This window comes from Stutzerimonas stutzeri, from assembly GCF_000952685.1.
Taxonomy (GTDB): domain Bacteria; phylum Pseudomonadota; class Gammaproteobacteria; order Pseudomonadales; family Pseudomonadaceae; genus Stutzerimonas; species Stutzerimonas stutzeri_E.
Genome location: NZ_JYHV01000029.1, coordinates 352,969 through 372,013 on the forward strand (window position 1 = coordinate 352,969; position 19,045 = coordinate 372,013).

The 19,045-nt window shown below is 62.4% G+C and carries 17 protein-coding genes; 13 read left to right on the top strand and 4 right to left on the bottom strand.

Annotated elements, in window-relative coordinates:
- Window positions 1–73 precede the first annotated feature (73 nt).
- From UF78_RS16290 to phnE, 3 genes are read left to right on the top strand one after another with little or no spacing between them, the layout of a single operon-like run.
- Window positions 74–907 (top strand): phosphonate ABC transporter ATP-binding protein, encoded by an 834-nt coding sequence (locus UF78_RS16290; protein ID WP_045163244.1) that lies wholly within the window; start codon window positions 74–76, stop codon window positions 905–907.
- Entirely contained in the window at window positions 901–1,734 is an 834-nt protein-coding gene (locus tag UF78_RS16295; protein WP_045163245.1) for a PhnE/PtxC family ABC transporter permease, read from the top strand. The genes UF78_RS16290 and UF78_RS16295 overlap by 7 nt, the downstream gene beginning before the upstream one ends.
- Entirely contained in the window at window positions 1,731–2,498 is a 768-nt protein-coding gene (gene phnE, locus UF78_RS16300) for a phosphonate ABC transporter, permease protein PhnE (RefSeq protein ID WP_045163246.1), read from the top strand. Before UF78_RS16295 ends, phnE begins: the two co-directional genes overlap by 4 nt.
- 6 nt (window positions 2,499–2,504) lie before the next feature.
- On the opposite strand, the gene UF78_RS16305 is transcribed toward phnE, so the two are convergent.
- Window positions 2,505–2,822 carry a DUF2288 domain-containing protein gene (locus UF78_RS16305; protein WP_045163247.1) on the bottom strand — a complete coding sequence of 106 codons (318 nt, stop codon included), beginning with the start codon at window positions 2,820–2,822 and terminating at the stop codon, window positions 2,505–2,507.
- A gap of 200 nt (window positions 2,823–3,022) precedes the next feature.
- On the opposite strand from UF78_RS16305, the gene UF78_RS16310 reads away from it, so the two are divergent.
- From UF78_RS16310 to guaD, 10 genes are all read left to right on the top strand, one after another.
- Window positions 3,023–4,141 carry a branched-chain amino acid ABC transporter substrate-binding protein gene (locus UF78_RS16310; RefSeq protein WP_045163248.1) on the top strand — a complete coding sequence of 373 codons (1,119 nt, stop codon included), beginning with the start codon at window positions 3,023–3,025 and terminating at the stop codon, window positions 4,139–4,141.
- Between the two features lie 406 nt (window positions 4,142–4,547).
- On the top strand, window positions 4,548–5,471 hold the full coding sequence (gene livH / locus UF78_RS16315) for a high-affinity branched-chain amino acid ABC transporter permease LivH (protein ID WP_045163249.1): 924 nt from the start codon (window positions 4,548–4,550) through the stop codon (window positions 5,469–5,471).
- Window positions 5,468–6,724, top strand: a complete 1,257-nt coding sequence (locus tag UF78_RS16320) for a high-affinity branched-chain amino acid ABC transporter permease LivM (protein WP_045163250.1) — start codon at window positions 5,468–5,470, stop codon at window positions 6,722–6,724. Before livH ends, UF78_RS16320 begins: the two co-directional genes overlap by 4 nt.
- Complete coding sequence (livG, locus tag UF78_RS16325) at window positions 6,721–7,488, top strand: high-affinity branched-chain amino acid ABC transporter ATP-binding protein LivG (RefSeq protein WP_045163251.1); 768 nt, start codon at window positions 6,721–6,723, stop codon at window positions 7,486–7,488. The genes UF78_RS16320 and livG overlap by 4 nt, the downstream gene beginning before the upstream one ends.
- Before the next feature lie 2 nt (window positions 7,489–7,490).
- The gene (locus tag UF78_RS16330) at window positions 7,491–8,192 is read left to right on the top strand and encodes an ABC transporter ATP-binding protein (RefSeq protein WP_045163252.1); all 702 of its coding nucleotides are present in this window, start codon (window positions 7,491–7,493) and stop codon (window positions 8,190–8,192) included.
- Between the two features lie 211 nt (window positions 8,193–8,403).
- Entirely contained in the window at window positions 8,404–9,759 is a 1,356-nt protein-coding gene (locus UF78_RS16335) for an 8-oxoguanine deaminase (protein WP_045163253.1), read from the top strand.
- A gap of 300 nt (window positions 9,760–10,059) precedes the next feature.
- A complete protein-coding gene (gene xdhA / locus UF78_RS16340; protein ID WP_045163254.1) occupies window positions 10,060–11,499 on the top strand; it encodes a xanthine dehydrogenase small subunit in 1,440 nt (479 codons plus the stop codon).
- On the top strand, window positions 11,492–13,882 hold the full coding sequence (gene xdhB, locus UF78_RS16345) for a xanthine dehydrogenase molybdopterin binding subunit (protein ID WP_045163255.1): 2,391 nt from the start codon (window positions 11,492–11,494) through the stop codon (window positions 13,880–13,882). Before xdhA ends, xdhB begins: the two co-directional genes overlap by 8 nt.
- A gap of 113 nt (window positions 13,883–13,995) precedes the next feature.
- Window positions 13,996–14,844, top strand: coding sequence for a xanthine dehydrogenase accessory protein XdhC (gene xdhC / locus UF78_RS16350; protein WP_045163256.1), 849 nt, complete (start codon window positions 13,996–13,998; stop codon window positions 14,842–14,844).
- Between the two features lie 123 nt (window positions 14,845–14,967).
- A complete protein-coding gene (gene guaD, locus UF78_RS16355; RefSeq protein ID WP_045163257.1) occupies window positions 14,968–16,275 on the top strand; it encodes a guanine deaminase in 1,308 nt (435 codons plus the stop codon).
- A 304-nt stretch (window positions 16,276–16,579) separates the two neighbouring features.
- Here the strand turns inward: guaD and UF78_RS16360 are convergent, their stop codons facing one another.
- The 3 genes from UF78_RS16360 to UF78_RS16370 are packed head-to-tail and all read right to left on the bottom strand — an operon-like array spanning window position 16,580 to window position 18,994.
- Window positions 16,580–17,452 carry a metal ABC transporter substrate-binding protein gene (locus tag UF78_RS16360; protein WP_045163296.1) on the bottom strand — a complete coding sequence of 291 codons (873 nt, stop codon included), beginning with the start codon at window positions 17,450–17,452 and terminating at the stop codon, window positions 16,580–16,582.
- A 10-nt stretch (window positions 17,453–17,462) separates the two neighbouring features.
- Window positions 17,463–18,281: a metal ABC transporter permease gene (locus UF78_RS16365; protein ID WP_045163297.1), complete on the bottom strand. Its 819-nt coding sequence runs from the start codon at window positions 18,279–18,281 to the stop codon at window positions 17,463–17,465.
- Window positions 18,282–18,322: 41 nt separating this feature from the next.
- A complete protein-coding gene (locus UF78_RS16370) occupies window positions 18,323–18,994 on the bottom strand; it encodes a metal ABC transporter ATP-binding protein (protein ID WP_045163258.1) in 672 nt (223 codons plus the stop codon).
- Between the last annotated feature and the right edge of the window lie 51 nt (window positions 18,995–19,045).

Genomic DNA, 19,045 nt, shown 5'->3' on the forward strand with positions numbered 1-19,045 from the left:
GCGATGCACCGGCGGATCCGCCTGATGCAGCGCCTAGGTAGCCAAGATGAGCCGTTCGACAACAGTTTCACCTATGCCGGATCGCCACACGGCCGTTCCCGCGCCACTCCTGCGATTGACCGGCCTGACGCATCGTCATGCGAACGGGCATGTGGCGCTGCAGAACATCGAGCTTGCTATCGCAAAAGGTGAGCGCATCGCGATCATCGGCCCTTCCGGAGCCGGCAAGACCACTCTGTTGCGCCTTTTGGCCAGCCACATCCAACCGAGCGACGGAAATCTCGAGTTGTTCAGCTGCGTCCCTTGGTCGCTGTCCGCCGGCGGACGGCAAAAATTGCGCAAGCGCATCGGGCTGATTCATCAGGCGCCACCGCTACCTCCTCGCCAGCGTGTCATTACGGCGGTGCTGGCAGGGCGTCTGGGCGCCTGGTCGCTGGGGCGTAGCCTGGTCAGCCTGGTCTACCCGCTGGACAGGCAGGGTGCGGCCGAAGCCCTCAGCCGATTGGATCTGGCCGACAAGCTCTACGAGCGTTGCGATCAACTGTCCGGCGGGCAGCTGCAACGCGTTGGCATCGCCCGCGTGCTTTATCAGCAGCCCGAGCTGATCCTCGCCGACGAACCGGTGTCAGCGATGGATCCGGTGCTCGCGGCCTATTCGCTGAACGTGCTCAACCGCGAGAGCCTTCGCCGCCAAGCGACTTTGCTGGCCAGCCTGCACGCCGTCGAGCTCGCACTCGAGCATTTCCCGCGAGTCATTGGGGTTCGTGCCGGCCGCGTCCTGTTCGATAAGCGTTCGACAGAGGTGACAGCAGCCGAACTGGAGGCGCTGTACGCCAACGAGCAGTTGGACACTGCGCAGACCTCACTGCCCTTGCCCCACCAGCCTTTGCACGTTCCGCGATGCTAAACCCCGTCGTCGGCCACCGCGACCCGGCCGCCGGCCCGCGCCTGGCGGTGACCCTGCTGGCCCTGGTCTTGCTGTGGCCAGGCCTGTCGTTGAGCGAGCTCGATCTCGGTGTGCTGTTCGATGGCAGCAATGCCGAAACCATGGGGGCGTTCCTCGCCGGTTTCTGGCCGCCCGCACACGACGAAGCCTTTATTCGGCTGCTGGGGCGCGCCACGTTGGAAACCTTGGCGATCGCCACTGCCGGTATGGCACTAGCGCTGGTCGTGGCGCTGCCCTGCGCCTTGCTGGCCACGCGAGCGCTATCGATCTCGGCACTCAGCCGCGCCGGTCGCCCGCGACCCTGGGCGCAAGCGGTGCGCTGGCCGGTGCGCGGACTGCTGATCCTGCTACGCAGCGTGCCGGAGATCGTCTGGGCCTTGCTGTTCGTCCGCGCGGTCGGCCTCGGCCCCACGGCGGGGGTGATGGCCATCGCCATCACTTATGCCGGCATGCTCGGCAAGGTCTATGCGGAAATCTTCGAGTCGGTCGATCCGCTGCCGACACGGGCCCTGGTCGGTGCCGGTAGTTCACGGTTACAGGCGTTCGCCTACGGTGTGCTGCCGCAAGCGACAGGCGAAATGCTGTCCTATACCGTTTATCGCTGGGAGTGCGCTGTGCGCGCCTCGGTAGTCATGGGCTTCGTCGGCGCCGGTGGGCTGGGCCAGCAGATGGATCTGTCGATGCGCATGTTCGCCGGTGGCGAGGTGGCGAGCATGCTGCTCACTTTTCTGGGACTGGTGCTGGTGGCGGATCTGATCAGCCAGCTGCTGCGCCGGAGATTCGTGTGAGATCGCTTTCGCGCTATGCGCTGCCGTTGTTGTTGATCGCAGCGGTGATCGGCTCGTTCGCCTTTCTGCAATTCGAAGCCAGCGCAATGTTCAGCCGTGACGGCCTGGGACAGATGGCCCGTTACGCCTCGGGCTTTCTCAACCCCGATCTGTCACCTGATCATCTGCGGGCGATCGGCTACGGCGCGCTGGAAACCCTGGCCATGTCGGCAGTGGGCACGCTGCTGGCCGCTCTGTTCGGATTATTGCTGGCGCTACCGGCGTCAGGCCGCTTCGGTCTGGTTGCCAAGGGCTTCTCGCGCCTGCTGCTCAATGCACTGCGCGCCGTTCCGGAGCTGGTCTGGGCAGCGCTGATGGTGCTGGCGGCGGGCCTGGGCCCGAATGCCGGGACCCTTGCGCTGGCATTACACACTGCCGGTGTACTGGGGCGACTATTTGCCGAAGCCCTGGAAAATACGCCGAACGCCCCGGCCGAGGCATTGCGCCTTGCCGGCAGCAATCGCCTCGCCGCATTCTGTTACGGCACCCTGCCTACGCTGTGGCCACAACTGATGGCCTACACCCTGTATCGCTGGGAAAACAATATCCGCATGGCCGCCGTCCTCGGTTTCGTCGGTGCCGGCGGCCTGGGGCAGATGCTCTACATGAACCTCAGCCTGTTTCAGGAAGCCCAGGCCTCGACGGTCATCCTGGCCATGCTGCTAATGGTGCTGGCGGTCGACGCACTGAGCGGCTGGGCGCGCATGCGATGGGTGCGTGGCTGAGTTGAATCAGTGCAGGCTCGGTTTCGCTGCCCTTTCCTGTACCAGCACCCAGGGCGCCACCACCACTGCCCATAATTCGGGATCGCGCGCCAACCAATCCTGCGCCTGTTCGGCCTCGAGCTTGCACATATGGCCTTTAGCCAGCCATGCGGCTACTGTATCTCGATCATCCTGGGCCACGGCCTGCGCAGCCTCGATCAGATCGAAGTCGCTGGCGACGCGCAACAGCGCGCCGCGGGCGAAGAAGGGTTGCAATTCCTGCCAGGTGATCGGCGCGGTTTCGCCCAGCAGCTTGGCATAGAGAGTGCTTGGATCTTCGCTCATGGGTTTCACTCGTTATCCAAAAGGGCGTAATGATAGCGCCCGAGCGAATCCCATCAAATGGATCGAATCCTGACTGGGCAAACAGGTGCTGACGCTTCTACACTGTGCCGGTACAGTTGCCGTACCGTTTGGGGACGTTTGCCCCTTAACGACACTGCAGCCAGCAGGATTCAAACAATAATGATGCAAGTGGAGCGCATATGAAGACCAAGCAACGTCTGTCCAAACTTTTCATGGCTATCGCTTTGACCGGAGCAGCGAGCTATACGCTTGCCGCCGACACTATCAAGATCGGTTTGGCCGGTCCTGTCACCGGGGCCGTTGCGCAGTACGGGGACATGCAGTTCATCGGGGCCCAGATGGCCATCGAGCAGATCAACAAGAAGGGCGGCGTCAGCGGGCAGCAACTGGAAGGCGTCGTGTATGACGACGCGTGCGACCCCAAGCAGGCGGTTGCGGTCGCCAACAAGATCGTCAATGACGAAATCAGCTTCGTGGTCGGCCACCTGTGCTCCAGCTCCACCCAGCCGGCGTCGGATATTTACGAAGACGAAGGCATTCTGATGATTACCGCGGCGTCGACCAGCCCGGACATCACCTCGCGCGGCTATGAGCTGATCTTCCGCACCATCGGCCTGGACAGTCTGCAAGGCCCGACCGCCGGCAACTTCATTGCCGACCATGTCAAGCCGAAGAACGTCGCCGTCATCCATGACAAGCAGCAGTACGGCGAAGGTATCGCCACGGCAGTGAAGCAGACCCTGGAAAGCAAAGGCGTCAAGGTCGGCCTGTTCGAAGGCATCAATGCCGGCGACAAGGACTTCTCCTCGATGATTTCCAAGCTCAAGCAGGCAGGCGTCGACTTCGTGTACTACGGCGGCTATCACCCGGAACTCGGCCTGTTGCTACGCCAGGCCAAGGAGCGCGGTCTGAACGTGCGCTTCATGGGACCAGAGGGCGTCGGCAACAAGGAAATTTCGGCCATCGCCGGCCCGGCCTCCGAAGGCCTGTACGTGACCCTGCCGAAATCCTTCGATCAGGACCCGCGCAACCAGGAACTGGTCGACGCGTTCAAAGCGAAGAATCAGGACCCCAGCGGCCCGTTCGTATTCCCGGCCTACGCCGCGGTCCAGGTCATTGCCGAGGGTATCGAGAAAGCCGGCAGCACCGACACCGCCAAGGTCGCCGAAGCGCTGCGCAGCAACACCTTCGATACACCGACCGGCAGCCTCGCCTTCGACGAGAAGGGTGACCTGAAAGACTTCAACTTCGTGGTTTACGAATGGCATCAGGACGGCACCAAGACCGAAGCCAAGTGATCCGTTAACCAACCCAACCGAAGCCCACGGCATCCGCTGTGGGCTTTGTTTTAGCTGATCGGGGCTGACCCGGCCACAAGCAATTGGGCCGCCCCCCGCAACACCTTCATCCAAGCGAGTGCCTGCATAGCGCTGGCCCGCCTCGAAGTCGGCAATGTGCGTGATCCGCACGGAGCCCTTGGCGCTGCATTTCTCCGTGCCGCGTGTTCGAAGCAGGTCCGCATTGGCGGTCGAGCAGTCGCTGAAAAACGTAGGCGAGGCAGGCAATACAAGGCAGAAACAGGCTCAGAGACGCAGTTTAGGTTCCCTAAATGAGCAGCTGAGACCGTTTTTAACGATGTATAGCCGACCCAGACAGTTTTTCAGCCGCCTGCCAGCACGGGCTGCGGGTGTTCAGGAGAATGTAATGCCTGAGCTCTACCACTACTTCCAACAGCTGATAAACGGCCTCACGGTCGGCAGCACCTACGCCTTGATAGCCATCGGTTACACCATGGTTTACGGCATCATCGGCATGATCAACTTCGCCCATGGCGAGGTGTACATGATCGGCTCCTATGTCACCTTCATCGCCATTGTCGGCCTGACCATGATGGGGCTCGATTCATTGCCCATCCTCATGATCGGTGCGTTCGCAGCTGCCATGATCGTCACTAGCGCCTATGGCTATAGCATCGAACGCGTCGCCTACCGACCTCTGCGCGGCAGCAATCGACTGATTCCGCTGATTTCGGCGATCGGGATGTCGATTTTCCTGCAGAACGTCGTCCTGCTCTCGCAAGACTCCAAGGACAAGGCGATTCCCAACCTGATGCCGGGTAACTTCATTTTGGGTGAAAGCGCGATGAACGGCGTCGTCATTTCTTACATGCAGGTGCTGATCTTCGTGGTCACCATCCTGGCCATGTTGGGCCTGACCCTGTTCATCTCCCGCTCACGCCTGGGTCGCGCCTGCCGCGCCTGCGCCGAAGACCTGAAGATGGCCAACCTGCTGGGCATCAACACCAACAGCATCATCGCCCTGACCTTCGTCATCGGCGCTGCCCTGGCGGCAATCGCGGCTGTGCTGATCAGCATGCAATACGGGGTGATCAACCCGCATATCGGCTTCCTGGCCGGTATCAAGGCCTTTACCGCTGCAGTACTCGGCGGCATCGGCAGTATCCCCGGCGCGATGCTTGGTGGCCTGGTGCTCGGCGTGGCCGAAGCCTTCGGTGCCGACATCTTCGGCGATCAATACAAGGACGTTGTGGCGTTCAGCCTGCTGGTACTGGTGCTGCTGTTCCGCCCGACCGGCATTCTTGGTCGTCCGGAGGTTGAAAAGGTATGACCCGCAATCTTCGTACTGCCTTTTTCAGCGCGCTGCTGGTCGTTGCCGTCGCGGTGCCGGTGTTCGGCCTGAAGCTCACTACCGTCGGCATTAGCCTGGAAGTTCACGGAAGCGACGCCAAGACTTTCTGGATCATCGCCGCCTGCGCCGTGGTCATGTTCTTCTGGCAGCTGTTCCGTCATCACGCCGCAGCCGGGTGGGCCGCCAGCCCCAGGCTGCCGACGATACCAGCCGGTGCAGGCAACTTCCTGACACTACCGTCGACCCAGCGCTATATCATCATTGCTCTGATCCTGGTCGCCCTCGCCTGGCCGTTCTTCGGCTCACGCGGTGCGGTGGACATCGCCACGCTGATCCTGATCTACGTAATGCTCGGCCTGGGCCTGAACATCGTGGTGGGTCTGGCTGGCCTGCTCGATCTGGGCTACGTCGGGTTCTACGCCGTCGGTGCCTATACCTACGCCCTGCTCTCGCATTACTACGGGATCGGCTTCTGGGTAGCGCTACCGATTGCCGGGCTGATGGCTGCGTTGTTCGGTTTTCTCCTGGGCTTCCCGGTGCTGCGCCTGCGCGGGGATTATCTGGCCATCGTGACCCTGGGCTTCGGTGAGATCATCCGCTTGCTGCTGCGCAACATGACCGACCTGACAGGAGGCCCGAACGGTATCAGCGGCATCGACAAACCCACCCTGTTCGGCCTGTCGTTCGATCGCCGCGCAGCCGAGGGCATGCAAACCTTCCATGAGTTCTTCGGCGTGGACTATAGCTCCATCAACAAGGTGATCTTTCTCTACCTGATCGCCGTGCTGCTGGTGCTGCTGACCCTGTTCGTCATCAACCGTCTGCTGCGCATGCCGATCGGCCGGGCCTGGGAAGCGTTGCGCGAAGACGAAATCGCCTGCCGCGCGCTGGGCATGAACCCGACGGTGATCAAGCTCACGGCGTTCACCCTGGGTGCAAGCTTCGCCGGTTTCGCCGGCAGCTTCTTCGCTGCACGTCAGGGCCTGGTGTCGCCGGAATCGTTCACCTTCATCGAATCGGCCATCATCCTCGCCATCGTGGTACTCGGCGGCATGGGCTCGCAATTGGGCGTGATACTCGCCGCCATCGTGATGATCCTGCTGCCCGAGCTGATGCGTGAGTTCAGCGAGTACCGCATGCTGATGTTTGGCGCCCTGATGGTGCTGATGATGATCTGGCGTCCGCAGGGCTTGCTGCCCATGCAACGTCCCCACCTGGAGCTGAAGCGATGAGCCGCCCGATTCTCGAAGTAAGCGGCCTGACCATGCGTTTCGGTGGCCTGCTGGCCGTCAACGGGGTGGGGCTGACCGTCCATGACAAACAAGTGGTTTCCATGATCGGCCCCAACGGCGCCGGCAAGACCACCGTGTTCAACTGCCTGACCGGTTTCTATCAACCGACTTCGGGCGAAATCCTCCTCGATGGCGAGGCGATCCATGGCCTCCCCGGGCACAAGATCGCGCGCAAGGGCGTGGTGCGTACCTTTCAGAACGTTCGCCTGTTCAAGGACATGACGGCGGTGGAGAACCTGCTGGTCGCGCAGCATAGGCATCTCAACACCAACTTCCTCTCCGGACTGCTGAAGACCAAGGCCTTCCGCAAGAGCGAGCACGAAGCGATGGATTTCGCCGCGCACTGGCTCGAGCAGGTCAACCTGACCGATATCGCCAACCGTCCGGCGGGTACCCTCGCCTACGGCCAGCAACGTCGCCTGGAAATTGCCCGCTGCATGATGACCCGCCCACGCATTCTCATGCTCGACGAGCCCGCGGCCGGCCTCAACCCGAAAGAAACCGAGGACCTCAAGGCGCTGATTGGGATGTTGCGCGATGAGCACAACGTGACGGTTCTGCTGATCGAGCATGACATGAAGCTGGTCATGAGCATTTCCGACCACATCGTCGTGATCAACCAGGGCTGCCCACTTGCGGACGGCACACCGGAGCAGATCCGCGATAATCCGGATGTGATCAAAGCCTATCTGGGAGAGGCGTAACCATGCTGTATTTCGAAAACGTCTCCACCTTTTACGGCAAGATCCAGGCGCTGCATAACGTCGACGTCGAGGTCCGCAAGGGCGAGATCGTCACCCTTATCGGCGCTAACGGGGCCGGGAAATCGACCTTGTTGATGACCCTTTGCGGCACGCCCATGGCTTCCGAAGGCAGCATCCGCTTCGAAGGCGAGGAGCTAGTCGGCAAGCAGACTTGCGACATCATGCGCAAGGACATTGCCGTGGTACCTGAAGGCCGGCGCATCTTTGCTCGCCTGACCGTCGAGGAAAACCTCGCCATGGGCGGCTTCTTCACCAACAAGGCGGATTTCCAGGAGCAACTCGACAAAGTCCTGCTGCTATTCCCTCGCTTGAAAGAGCGCTTCCAGCAGCGCGGCGGCACCATGTCCGGCGGCGAGCAGCAGATGCTCGCCATTGCCCGCGCCTTGATGAGCAAGCCCAAGCTGTTGTTGCTGGACGAGCCATCGCTGGGCCTGGCGCCGATCATCATCCAGCAGATTTTCGACATCATCGAACAGCTGCGCAAAGACGGCGTGACCATCTTCCTGGTCGAGCAGAACGCCAACCAGGCGCTGAAGCTGGCCGATCGTGGCTACGTGCTGGAAAACGGTCGCATCGTCATGCAGGACACTGGCGAAGCACTGCTGAGCAACCCCAAGGTTCGCGACGCCTACCTCGGCGGCTAGAACCAGGGCACCGACAAAGCCGGGCACCTGCCCGGCTTTTTCATGCGCGCGTTCGGGGATGACAAGTGAAGTCGAAGCCTTTATCGTGCTTCTCGCGTCGTGTCTTCCTTGACGTCCGACTGGGCGTCCCAGCTAAGTCGCGCGCCCCTGGATCAGCAGACAGGGCATAACTGAGCTGGCAATTCTGAACTCAACTCAGGAGAAGCCGGCCATGACTGCCAGCCGTATCTGGATCAAGAATCCCCTCGCCATCTTTACCGCCAACGACCAGGACGCCTCCGGCGGGCTGGTGATCGCCAATGGCGTCATCGTCGAACTGCTTGCCGCCGGGCAATCACCCTCTTCTCCTGTCGACAGTACCTTCGACGCCCGCGAGCACGCCGTGCTGCCTGGCTTGATCAATACCCATCACCACTTCTATCAGACCCTGACCCGCGCCTGGGCGCCGGTGGTCAACCAACCGCTGTTTCCCTGGCTGAAGACACTCTATCCGGTCTGGGCACGCCTGACACCGGACCGGCTGGCGCTGGCCAGCAAGGTGGCACTGGCCGAGCTGCTGCTTTCGGGTTGCACCACCGCGGCCGATCACCATTACCTGTTTCCCGGCGGCCTGGAGAACGCCATCGACGTGCAGATCGAGGCCGTACGCGAACTCGGCATGCGCGCCATGCTGACCCGCGGCTCCATGAGTCTGGGCGAAGCAGACGGCGGCTTGCCACCGCAACACACGGTGCAAACCGCAGAGGCGATTCTGGCCGACAGCGAGCGGCTGATCAGTACCTATCACGAGCGTGGCGCGGGTGCGCAAATTCAGATCGGCCTGGCGCCCTGCTCGCCCTTTTCCGTTACCCCGGAAATCATGCGCGCCAGCGCCGCGCTGGCCGAATACCACGATGTGCGCCTGCATACGCACCTGGCGGAAACCCTCGACGAAGAAGCGTTCTGCGAGCAACGCTTCGGCCTGCGCACCGTGGACTATCTGGACAGCGTCGGCTGGTTGTCCGACCGTACCTGGCTGGCCCACGGCATTCACTTCAATGACCACGAGATCGCCCGGCTTGGCGAAGCGGGTACCGGTATTTGCCATTGCCCGAGTTCGAACATGCGCCTGGCTTCGGGCATCTGCCCGACCGTCGCGCTGGAGGCAGCCGGCGCGCCCATCGGCCTGGGCGTGGACGGTTCGGCCTCGAACGACGCGTCCAACATGATTCTCGAGGCGCGCCAGGCGCTGTACATCCAGCGCTTGCGCTATGGCGCCGAGCAGATCACCCCGGAGCGTGTGCTGGGCTGGGCCACGCGGGGCTCGGCACGCCTGCTGGGGCGCGACGATGTAGGCGCGCTGAGTGTCGGCAAGCAGGCCGACCTGGCACTGTTCAAGCTCGACGAGCTGCGCTTCTCCGGCAGCCACGATCCGATTTCGGCGTTGCTGTTGTGCGGCGCCGATCGTGCCGACCGGGTAATGATCGGCGGAAAGTGGCGCGTGATGGATGGCCAGATCGAAGGCCTCGATGTCGCCGGCCTGATCGCCGACCACAGCCAGGCCGCTCGTGCGCTGATAGCGGGTTAACCCGCCGCGCATCCTGAGCGGTACCTACGAGCGGGATGCCTCGCGCCGTAACAGTCATTCCAGTTACGGCGCGAGCATCGCTGCTCCGACGCACTACACCTATCGAGGCGAACGGCAATCTCCGCCCACCTGGGCCACACTCAAAGCATGAACTGAGAAGCCGAAGCGGCATGCACATTGCTGCGGAAAGCTCGCTTGTCGGCTCTACTGACTTTTGAGTCAGGAATTAGTTGACCGAAAAGTCAGATAAGGCTAATTTCCCCACCAGAGCCCAGAACAAAAACTCCCCGGAGGCCCGCCTTGATCCAGTTTCTTCTCAATCGAGAACTGCGCCGTGAGCAGACACTCGATCCGAATACCACCGTGCTGGAATACCTGCGCGAATATCGTGGCAAATCAGGCACCAAAGAAGGCTGCGCCTCCGGCGACTGCGGTGCCTGCACCGTCGTGGTCGGCGAGCTGGACGGTGATCGCCTGCGCTACCGCACGCTCAATTCCTGCCTGACCTTCGTCTCCGCCTTGCATGGCAAACAGCTGATCACCGTGGAAGACCTCAAACATCAGGGCCAATTGCACAGCGTTCAGCAAGCCATGGTTGATTGCCACGGCTCGCAATGCGGCTTCTGCACGCCAGGCTTCGTCATGAGCCTGTTCGCCCTGCAGAAATCAGCGGATGGTTTCGACAAGGCCGACACCCACGAAGCGCTGGCCGGCAACCTCTGCCGTTGCACAGGCTACCGTCCGATCCTGGAAGCCGCCGAGCAGGCCTGCTGCGGCCAGCAGCCGGATCAGTTCGATGCGCGCGAAGCCGAAACCATCGCCCAGCTGAAAGCCATCGAGCCACGCGAAACCGCCGAGCTGAACAGTGGCGACAAGCGCTGCCTATCGCCGTTGACCGTGGGCGACTTGGCGGAGATCTACGGCGCGAACCCGGACGCACGCCTGCTGGCCGGCGGCACGGACCTCGCCCTGGAAGTCACCCAATTCCACCGTGAACTGCCGGTGATGATCTACGTCGGCCATATTGCGGAGATGAAGAAGATCGAGGTCACCGACACGGGTATCGAGATCGGCGCAGCCACGCCGCTCACCGATTGCTACGAAGTGTTGGCCAACGAATACCCGGACTTTGGCGAACTGTTGCACCGCTTCGCTTCGCTGCAGATCCGCAACCAGGGCACGCTTGGCGGCAACATCGGTAACGCTTCGCCTATCGGCGACTCACCACCACTCTTGATCGCACTGGGCGCTCAGGTGGTGTTGCGCAAGGGCAGCAACAGCCGGACCCTGCTGTTGCAGGACTACTTCATCGACTACAAGGTCACCGCCCGGGAACAAGGCGAGTTCATCGAGAAGATTATCGTCCCGCGCGCGCAGGCGAACCGGGTATTCCGCGCCTACAAGGTGTCCAAGCGCCTCGACGATGATATCTCCGCCGTCTGTGCGGCCTTCGACCTGAAGCTCGAAGATGGGGTTATCGATGATGCCCGCGTCGCCTTCGGCGGCATGGCAGCCATTCCGAAGCGCGCGGTTGCCTGCGAACGAGCCCTGATCGGCGCGCCGTTCAATGCCGACACCATCGAACAGGCCTGCGAAGCACTGGAAAAAGACTTCACGCCGCTCACCGACTTCCGTGCCAGCCGCGAATACCGCCTGCTGGTCGCACAGAACCTGCTGCGCAAATGCTTCCACGAACAACAAGCGCCGGCGTACGAGACGAGGGTCACTTGCTATGCATAAGCCAACCAAATCTCAAGAGGAACTGGCCGCCCTGTTCACGCAGGACCTGGTCACCGGCGTCGGCCGCAGCGTCAAGCACGACAGCGCGCCCAAGCACGTCACCGGCGAGGCGGTCTATGTCGATGACCGCCTGGAATTTCCCAACCAGCTGCACGTGTATGCCCGCATGAGCGACCGCGCCCATGCCCGGATCGTCAGCATCGATACCAGCCCCTGCTACAAGGTGCCGGGCGTCGCCATCGCCATTACATCGAAGGACGTACCAGGTCAGCTGGATATCGGCGCGGTCATGCCCGGCGATCCGTTGCTGGCCGATGGCAAGGTCGAGTACGTCGGCCAGCCGGTGATCGCCGTCGCCGCCGACAGCCTGGAAACCGCCCGTAAGGCGGCCATGGCCGCGATCATCGAATACGAAGATCTGGAGCCGGTGATCGATGTGGTCGACGCACTGCGCAAGAAGCATTTCGTGCTCGACAGCCATACTCACAAGCGCGGGGATTCGGCCGGCGCACTGGCCACCGCGCCGCGCCGCCTGCAGGGCAGCCTGCATATCGGCGGCCAGGAACATTTCTATCTGGAAACCCAGGTCTCCTCGGTGATGCCGACCGAGGACGGCGGCATGATCGTCTACACCTCTACGCAGAACCCTACCGAGGTGCAAAAGCTGGTCGCTGAAGTGCTCGGCGTCTCGATGAACAAGATCGTCATCGACATGCGTCGCATGGGCGGCGGCTTCGGCGGCAAGGAAACCCAGGCAGCAGGTCCCGCCTGCATGTGCGCCGTGATTGCGCACCTGACCGGCCGCCCGACCAAGATGCGCCTGCCACGCATGGAAGACATGACCATGACCGGCAAGCGGCACCCCTTCTACGTCGAGTATGACGTCGGCTTCGATGATGACGGCCTGCTGCACGGTATCGAGATCGACCTGGCCGGTAACTGCGGCTACTCACCGGACCTTTCCGGCTCCATCGTCGACCGCGCCATGTTCCACTCCGACAACGCCTATTACTTGGGCGACGCTACGATCAATGGCCATCGCTGCAAGACCAACCTGGCTTCGAACACTGCCTACCGCGGCTTCGGCGGCCCGCAAGGCATGGTTGCCATCGAGGAGATCATGGACGCAGTAGCGCGGCAGCTGGGCAAGGACCCGCTGGACGTGCGCAAGCGCAACTACTACGGCAAGACCGAGCGCAACGTCACGCCGTACTACCAGACCGTCGAGCACAACATGCTCGAAGAGATGACCGCCGAGCTCGAAGCCAGCAGCGAGTATGCGAAGCGCCGCGAGGAGATCCGCGCGTTCAACGCCAAGAGCCCGATCCTCAAGAAGGGCCTGTCGCTGACCCCAGTGAAGTTCGGCATCAGCTTTACCGCCAGCTTCCTCAACCAGGCCGGCGCGCTGGTGCACGTCTACACCGACGGCAGCATCCACCTGAACCACGGCGGCACTGAGATGGGTCAGGGCCTGAACACCAAGGTCGCGCAGGTGGTGGCCGAGGTGTTCCAGGTCGGTATCGACCGCATCCAGATCACCGCGACCAACACCGACAAGGTGCCCAACACCTCGCCGACAGCGGCCTCCTCCGGCGCCGACCTCAACGGCAAGGCCGCGCAGAACGCGGCGCAGACCATCAAGCAACGCCTGATCGAATTCGCCGCGCGGCATTACCAGGTCACCGAAGAGGACGTGGAATTCAAGAACGGCCAGGTCCGCATTCGCGACCAGTACGTCTCCTTTGACGAGCTGATCCAGCAGGCCTATTTCGGCCAGGTTTCGCTGTCGTCCACCGGCTTCTACCGCACGCCGAAGATCTACTACGACCGCAGCCAGGCACGCGGCCGGCCGTTCTACTACTTCGCCTATGGCGCGGCCTGCTCGGAAGTGATCGTCGACACTCTGACCGGCGAGTACAAGATGCTGCGCAGCGACATCCTGCATGACGTCGGCGCTTCGCTGAACCCGGCCATCGACATCGGCCAGGTGGAAGGCGGCTTCGTCCAGGGTATGGGCTGGCTGACCATGGAAGAGCTGGTGTGGAATGACAAGGGCAAGCTGATGACCAACGGCCCGGCCAGCTACAAGATCCCGGCGGTGGCGGACATGCCGCTGGACTTGCGGGTCAAGCTGGTGGAAAACCGCAAGAACCCGGAGGACACGGTGTTCCACTCCAAGGCCGTGGGTGAGCCGCCGTTCATGCTCGGGATTTCGGTCTGGTGCGCGATCAAGGATGCGGTGGCGAGCCTGGCGGACTACAAGGCCCAGCCGAAGATCGACGCGCCCGCGACACCCGAGCGGGTGCTCTGGGGTGTTGAGCAGATGCGCAAGCTGAAGCGGACGGCCGTCGCGGTCGAGGCAACGGAAACTACGCCAGCCTGACGTAAGGTGGACAACGCTTTGCTTGTCCACCTTCAACGCAACATGATGTTTTCGGTGGAAGACGTTTCTCGGTCTTCCACGGGGCGGCCACCCGCACTACGAAGGACATATACATGAGCAATACCGCCTGGATCGACGCCCTCGCCGAACTGCAACACAAAGGCGAACCCTGCGTGCTGGTGACCATCATCGAGGAGCGTGGCTCGACGCCGCGCAATGCCGGTTCGAAGATGGTGGTGAGCCGCGATCGACTGTACGACACCATCGGCGGCGGCCATCTGGAATACAAGGCACAGGCGATTGCGCGGGAGATGCTTGAAAACCGGGTGCGTGATACGCGGCTGGAACGCTTTTCCCTGGGCGCGAGCCTCGGCCAGTGCTGCGGCGGCGCTACCGTGCTGCTGTTCGAGCCCATGGGCCAACCGCAGGCGCATATTGCGGTGTTCGGTGCCGGCCACGTCGGCCGCGCATTGGTGCCCCTGCTCGCCAGCCTGCCGTGCAAGGTGCGTTGGATCGATTCTCGTGAAAGCGAGTTCCCTGTGCATATCCCGGCGGGTGTCGAAAAGGTGGTCAACGACGAGGTGGTCGATGAAGTGGCAGAGATGCCTGCGGGCAGCTACTTCATCGTCATGACCCACAATCACCAGCTCGACCTCGAACTGACCGCAGCCATCCTTGAACGTAACGATTTCACCTATTACGGGCTGATCGGTTCGAAGAGCAAGCGCGCCAAGTTCGAACACCGTCTGCGCGACCGCGGCTTCCAACCGGAAACGGTGCAACGCATGCGCTGCCCGATGGGCATCGCTGAGGTGAAGGGCAAGCTGCCAATCGAAATTGCCGTGTCCATAGCCGGTGAAGTGATCGCCACCTACAACGCCAACTTCGGTGAAAAGACCGTCGACGGTGAAAAGCCAGTGCCCATGCTTGTCCCTGCATCGCGCCGCTCTCAGACGGGCTGAACACGCGCCTCGCTCTCTTTCTGGGAGGCCCGTCACGCGGCGAACCGGCCATAGACTGGCCAGGCCGACAGCAGGCCTCCTACACAAACGTCTTACCTCTATACAACGATTCCGAGACTCACCATGCCCCAATCAAAAGCCTACCGTGCCGCCCTGCTCCACTGCCTTGCCGACCCGCGCGAGGTGGGCATCGAGCAATCCCATGAATATTTCGAAGACGGCCTGCTGGTTGTAGAGGATGGAAAGGTCGTCCAGATCGGCAATGCTGCTGACCTGCTTCCAACCCTGAAAGCCGGCACCGATGTGGTCGAGTACCCCGACGCGCTGATCACCCCCGGCTTCATCGATACCCACATCCACTACCCGCAGGTTGGGGTGATCGGCTCCTACGGCACACAGCTGCTGGATTGGCTGGAAACCTATACCTTCCCCAATGAAGGCCGCTTTAGCGACATGGCCCATGCCCGCGAGCAAGCCGACCTGTTCCTCGGCGAGTTGCTGCGCAACGGCACCACCACGGCTCTGGTGTTCGGCACAGTACACAAGCAATCGGTGGACGCCTTCTTCGAAGCGGCGGAAAAGCTCAACCTACGCATGATCGCCGGCAAAGTGCTGATGGACCGCAACGCGCCGGATTTCCTCACCGACACGGCCGAGTCCGGCTACGCCGACAGCCGCGAGCTGATCGAGCGCTGGCACGGCAAGGGCCGTCTGCATTACGCCGTCACCCCGCGTTTCGCCCCGACCAGCACGCCGGAGCAGCTCACCCTGGCCGGCAAGCTGTTCGCCGAATTCCCCGACCTGTACATGCACACCCACATCTCCGAGAACAAGCAGGAGGTCGAGTGGGTCAAGGAGCTGTTCCCCGAGCGCAAGGGCTATCTGGACGTCTACGACCACCACGGCCTGATTGGCCCGCGCTCGGTGTTCGCCCACGGCATCCACCTGTGCGACGACGAGTGCAAACGCCTCGGTGAGACCGGCTCGGCGGTGGCCTTCTGCCCTACATCCAACCTGTTCCTCGGCAGCGGCCTGTTCGACCTGGCCAAGCTGGAAGGCCACGGCGTGCGGGTGGGTCTGGGAACGGATGTCGGCGGCGGCACCAGCTTCTCGCAACTGCAAAGCCTCAATGAGGCCTACAAGGTGCTGCAGCTGCAAGGGCAGAAACTCGATGCGTTCAAGGCGCTATACCTCGCCACGCTCGGCGGCGCACGCGCGCTGTATCTGGATGACAAGATCGGCAATCTGCAGCCGGGCAAGGATGCCGACTTCGTCGTGCTCGACTACAAGGCGACTCCGCTGATCGAGTACCGCCTGAGCCAGGCCACAACCCTGCAGGAAAAACTCTTCGCGCTGATGATTCTGGGTGATGACCGTGCGGTGAAAGAAACCTATGCCGCCGGGGTTTCGGTGCATCGAAAGACATCGTGAACAGCGGTACCAGGACTTGCTGATTGACCGTCTCGCCAGCGACGCAAGCTACAGGCGTGGCCGCGTGGATCGATAAAGCGTGATCCACCCTACGGCTCGGAGCCACAGCCGTGCGTAGGGTGGATGTCGCTTTTTACATCCACCATCGGGTCGCTCAGAGGCTCGACGGACGCGTGGATCGATAAAGCGTGATCCACCCGGCTCGGAGTCACAGCCGTGCGTAGGGTGAATGTCGCTTTTTTACATCCACCATCGGGTCGCTCAGGGCTCGACGAACGCGTGGATCGATAAGGCGTGATCCACCCTACGGCTTGAGCGCTGCCATCAGCGTGTCGAGGTTGTGTTCAAACATACCCAGGTAGGTACTGGCCGGTCCGTCGCTGGCCAGCGCATCGGAATACAGGGTACCGCCAACGGTGGCGCCGGCCTCGTCGGCGATCTGCTCGATCAGCCGGGGATCGCGAATGTTCTCCACAAACACTGCCCGTACGCCTTCGCTGCGCACCTGGCGAATCAAGGCCGCCACCTCGGCGGCCGATGGTTCGGCATGGGTAGACAGCCCCTGTGGCGCGATGAATTTCAATTGCCAGGCTTGCCCCAAATAGCCGAAGGCATCATGGCTGGTTACCACCTTGCGCTGGCTGGCCGGCAGGCGGGCGATGCGGGCATCGGCGCGCTTGAGCAACGCATGCAGACGGCTCAAATAGTCCTCGCGACGCGCTTCGTATTCTTCCCGGTGGCTGGGGTCGAGCTGCACGAGCGCCTTGGTGATGTTGCGCACGTAGATCTCGGCATTGTTCAGGCTCTGCCAGGCGTGCGGATCCGGCACCCGTTCGCCTTCTTCCTCAAGCATCAACGGAACGACACCGGCGCTGGCGTCGATGCGCTTGCCAGTCGGTTCGCTGCTGGCCAGCAGGCGCTCCAGCCAAGGCTCGAAACCCAGGCCGTTGGCGACGATAAGATCGGCACGCAACAGTGCCTTGGCATCGTCCGGGCTGGGCTCGTAGACGTGGGCATCGGCGTCGGCATCGACCAGATTAGACAGTTCGATACGCTCGCCGCCGACTTCACGGGTCAGGTCTTCAAGGATGCTGAAGCTGGTGACCACCTTGAGCCGCTCGGCCGCGTGCAGTGAGAGAGGCAGCCACAGGGCCAGCACGATGAGCAGGTAACGCATGATGAACACCTCAGACGGTCATGGGTAAAGAAGGCGAGCGCAGCAGGCCTTGGACCGGCCCCGCCATCACCGAGAACAGGTAGAACGCGCCAGCCAAAAGCACGATGCACGGCCCGCTGGGCAGGCTTGCGTAGAAGGACAGCAGCAGTCCCAGCCACACGCAGATCGCGCCGAACAGTGCGGCCAGCGGCAATAGAACAATGAGACGTCGACTCCAGAAGCGCGCCGCAGCGGCAGGCAGCATCATCAGCCCGACCACCATCAGCGCTCCGATGGCCTGAAAGCCAATCACCAGGTTGAGCACCACCAGCGTCAGGAAGGCCGCATGCGCCAACGGCCCGAAGCGACTGATGCTGCGCAGGAACAGTGGATCGAAACTGTCCAGCGCCAGGGCGCGATAGCTCAGCGCAAGCACCACCAGGCTGAACACTGCGGTGCCAAGCATGCCGTACAGGGTTGTGGTATCGACCGCCAACGCCGAGCCGAACAGGAGATGCAGCAGGTCCAGCTTGCGTCCCGCCACCCCGAGCAGCAGCACGCCGCCGGCCAGCGAAATGGGGTAGAGCGCGGCGAGACTGGCGTCCTCGCGCAGCCCGGTACGCCGGCTGACCCAGGCTGCGGCACCGGCCATGCCAAGGCCAGCCACCAGCCCACCGGCCGTCAGCGCCGGCAGGCTCAAGCCGAATAGCCAGAACGCCAGCGCCGCACCTGGCAGGATGCCGTGCGCGATGGCATCACCGATCAGGCTCATCCGTCGCAGAATCAGAAACACTCCCAGGGGCCCGGCGCTGCAGGCCAGCGCCACCCCACCGATCAGAGCGCGACGCATGAACGCGAACTCACCGAAGGGCGCCCACAATATTTCCGGCGTCACGCGACCTGCCCGAACCGTTGCCGGTCGGCGATGAACTGCCCGATCGGCGCAAAGATGCAACCACCGCGGGCAATCATCAGCGCCTCGCAGTGCTTCTGGCTCAGCCCGGCGAGGTTGTGGCTGACCCACATTAGCGTCCGTCCCTGCCGCTGCCAGTGCTCGATGTGCTGCCAGAGCAACCGTACCCCTACTTCGTCCAGCGCCGCCTCGGGTTCGTCGAGCAGCAGCAGCTGCGCATCGGTCAAGCTCAGACGAGCCAGCAAGGCACGCTGCAATTCGCCACCGGACAGGGCATGGAGTCCTTGCGTTTGCAGATCGAGCAACCCCCAATCCGCCAAAGCCTGGCGCAAGCGCATCCGCTGTTCGCTACGACCGATACGGCTGCGCCAGAGACCGGCACTGACTAGCTCGGCCAGACGAATCGGAAATTGCCGATCCACCTGCTGCTGTTGCGGCAGATAGGAAACGCCCCCCAGAAGCGGAACGCCCACCTCGATTCGCCCCGCCAGTGGTCGATCCAACCCGGCGATTACCTTGAGCAAGCTGCTTTTACCCGAGCCGTTGCCGCCGATAACGGCCGTCAGGCTCCCGGCTGGCAGCTTCAAGTCGAGGGGCGGCGTGAGCGCAGTTCCACCGGCGCCCCATTGCAAAGCATGGCATTCGATCATCGTAACCTCGCAGATTCGGGGTCCGTCCAGGCGCTCCGCAGTCGGGACCGG

Excerpts from the sequence above, each read along its gene's own strand:
- UF78_RS16290 (WP_045163244.1), top strand. The coding sequence starts at position 74 with ATGCCGGATCGCCACACGGCCGTTCCCGCGCCACTCCTGCGATTGACC.
- UF78_RS16295 (WP_045163245.1), top strand. The coding sequence starts at position 901 with ATGCTAAACCCCGTCGTCGGCCACCGCGACCCGGCCGCCGGCCCGCGC.
- UF78_RS16305 (WP_045163247.1), bottom strand. The coding sequence starts at position 2,822 with ATGAGCGAAGATCCAAGCACTCTCTATGCCAAGCTGCTGGGCGAAACC.
- UF78_RS16310 (WP_045163248.1), top strand. The coding sequence starts at position 3,023 with ATGAAGACCAAGCAACGTCTGTCCAAACTTTTCATGGCTATCGCTTTG.
- livH (WP_045163249.1), top strand. The coding sequence starts at position 4,548 with ATGCCTGAGCTCTACCACTACTTCCAACAGCTGATAAACGGCCTCACG.
- UF78_RS16320 (WP_045163250.1), top strand. The coding sequence starts at position 5,468 with ATGACCCGCAATCTTCGTACTGCCTTTTTCAGCGCGCTGCTGGTCGTT.
- livG (WP_045163251.1), top strand. The coding sequence starts at position 6,721 with ATGAGCCGCCCGATTCTCGAAGTAAGCGGCCTGACCATGCGTTTCGGT.
- UF78_RS16330 (WP_045163252.1), top strand. The coding sequence starts at position 7,491 with ATGCTGTATTTCGAAAACGTCTCCACCTTTTACGGCAAGATCCAGGCG.
- UF78_RS16335 (WP_045163253.1), top strand. The coding sequence starts at position 8,404 with ATGACTGCCAGCCGTATCTGGATCAAGAATCCCCTCGCCATCTTTACC.
- xdhB (WP_045163255.1), top strand. The coding sequence starts at position 11,492 with ATGCATAAGCCAACCAAATCTCAAGAGGAACTGGCCGCCCTGTTCACG.
- xdhC (WP_045163256.1), top strand. The coding sequence starts at position 13,996 with ATGAGCAATACCGCCTGGATCGACGCCCTCGCCGAACTGCAACACAAA.
- guaD (WP_045163257.1), top strand. The coding sequence starts at position 14,968 with ATGCCCCAATCAAAAGCCTACCGTGCCGCCCTGCTCCACTGCCTTGCC.
- UF78_RS16360 (WP_045163296.1), bottom strand. The coding sequence starts at position 17,452 with ATGCGTTACCTGCTCATCGTGCTGGCCCTGTGGCTGCCTCTCTCACTG.
- UF78_RS16365 (WP_045163297.1), bottom strand. The coding sequence starts at position 18,281 with ATGCGTCGCGCTCTGATCGGTGGGGTGGCGCTGGCCTGCAGCGCCGGG.
- UF78_RS16370 (WP_045163258.1), bottom strand. The coding sequence starts at position 18,994 with ATGATCGAATGCCATGCTTTGCAATGGGGCGCCGGTGGAACTGCGCTC.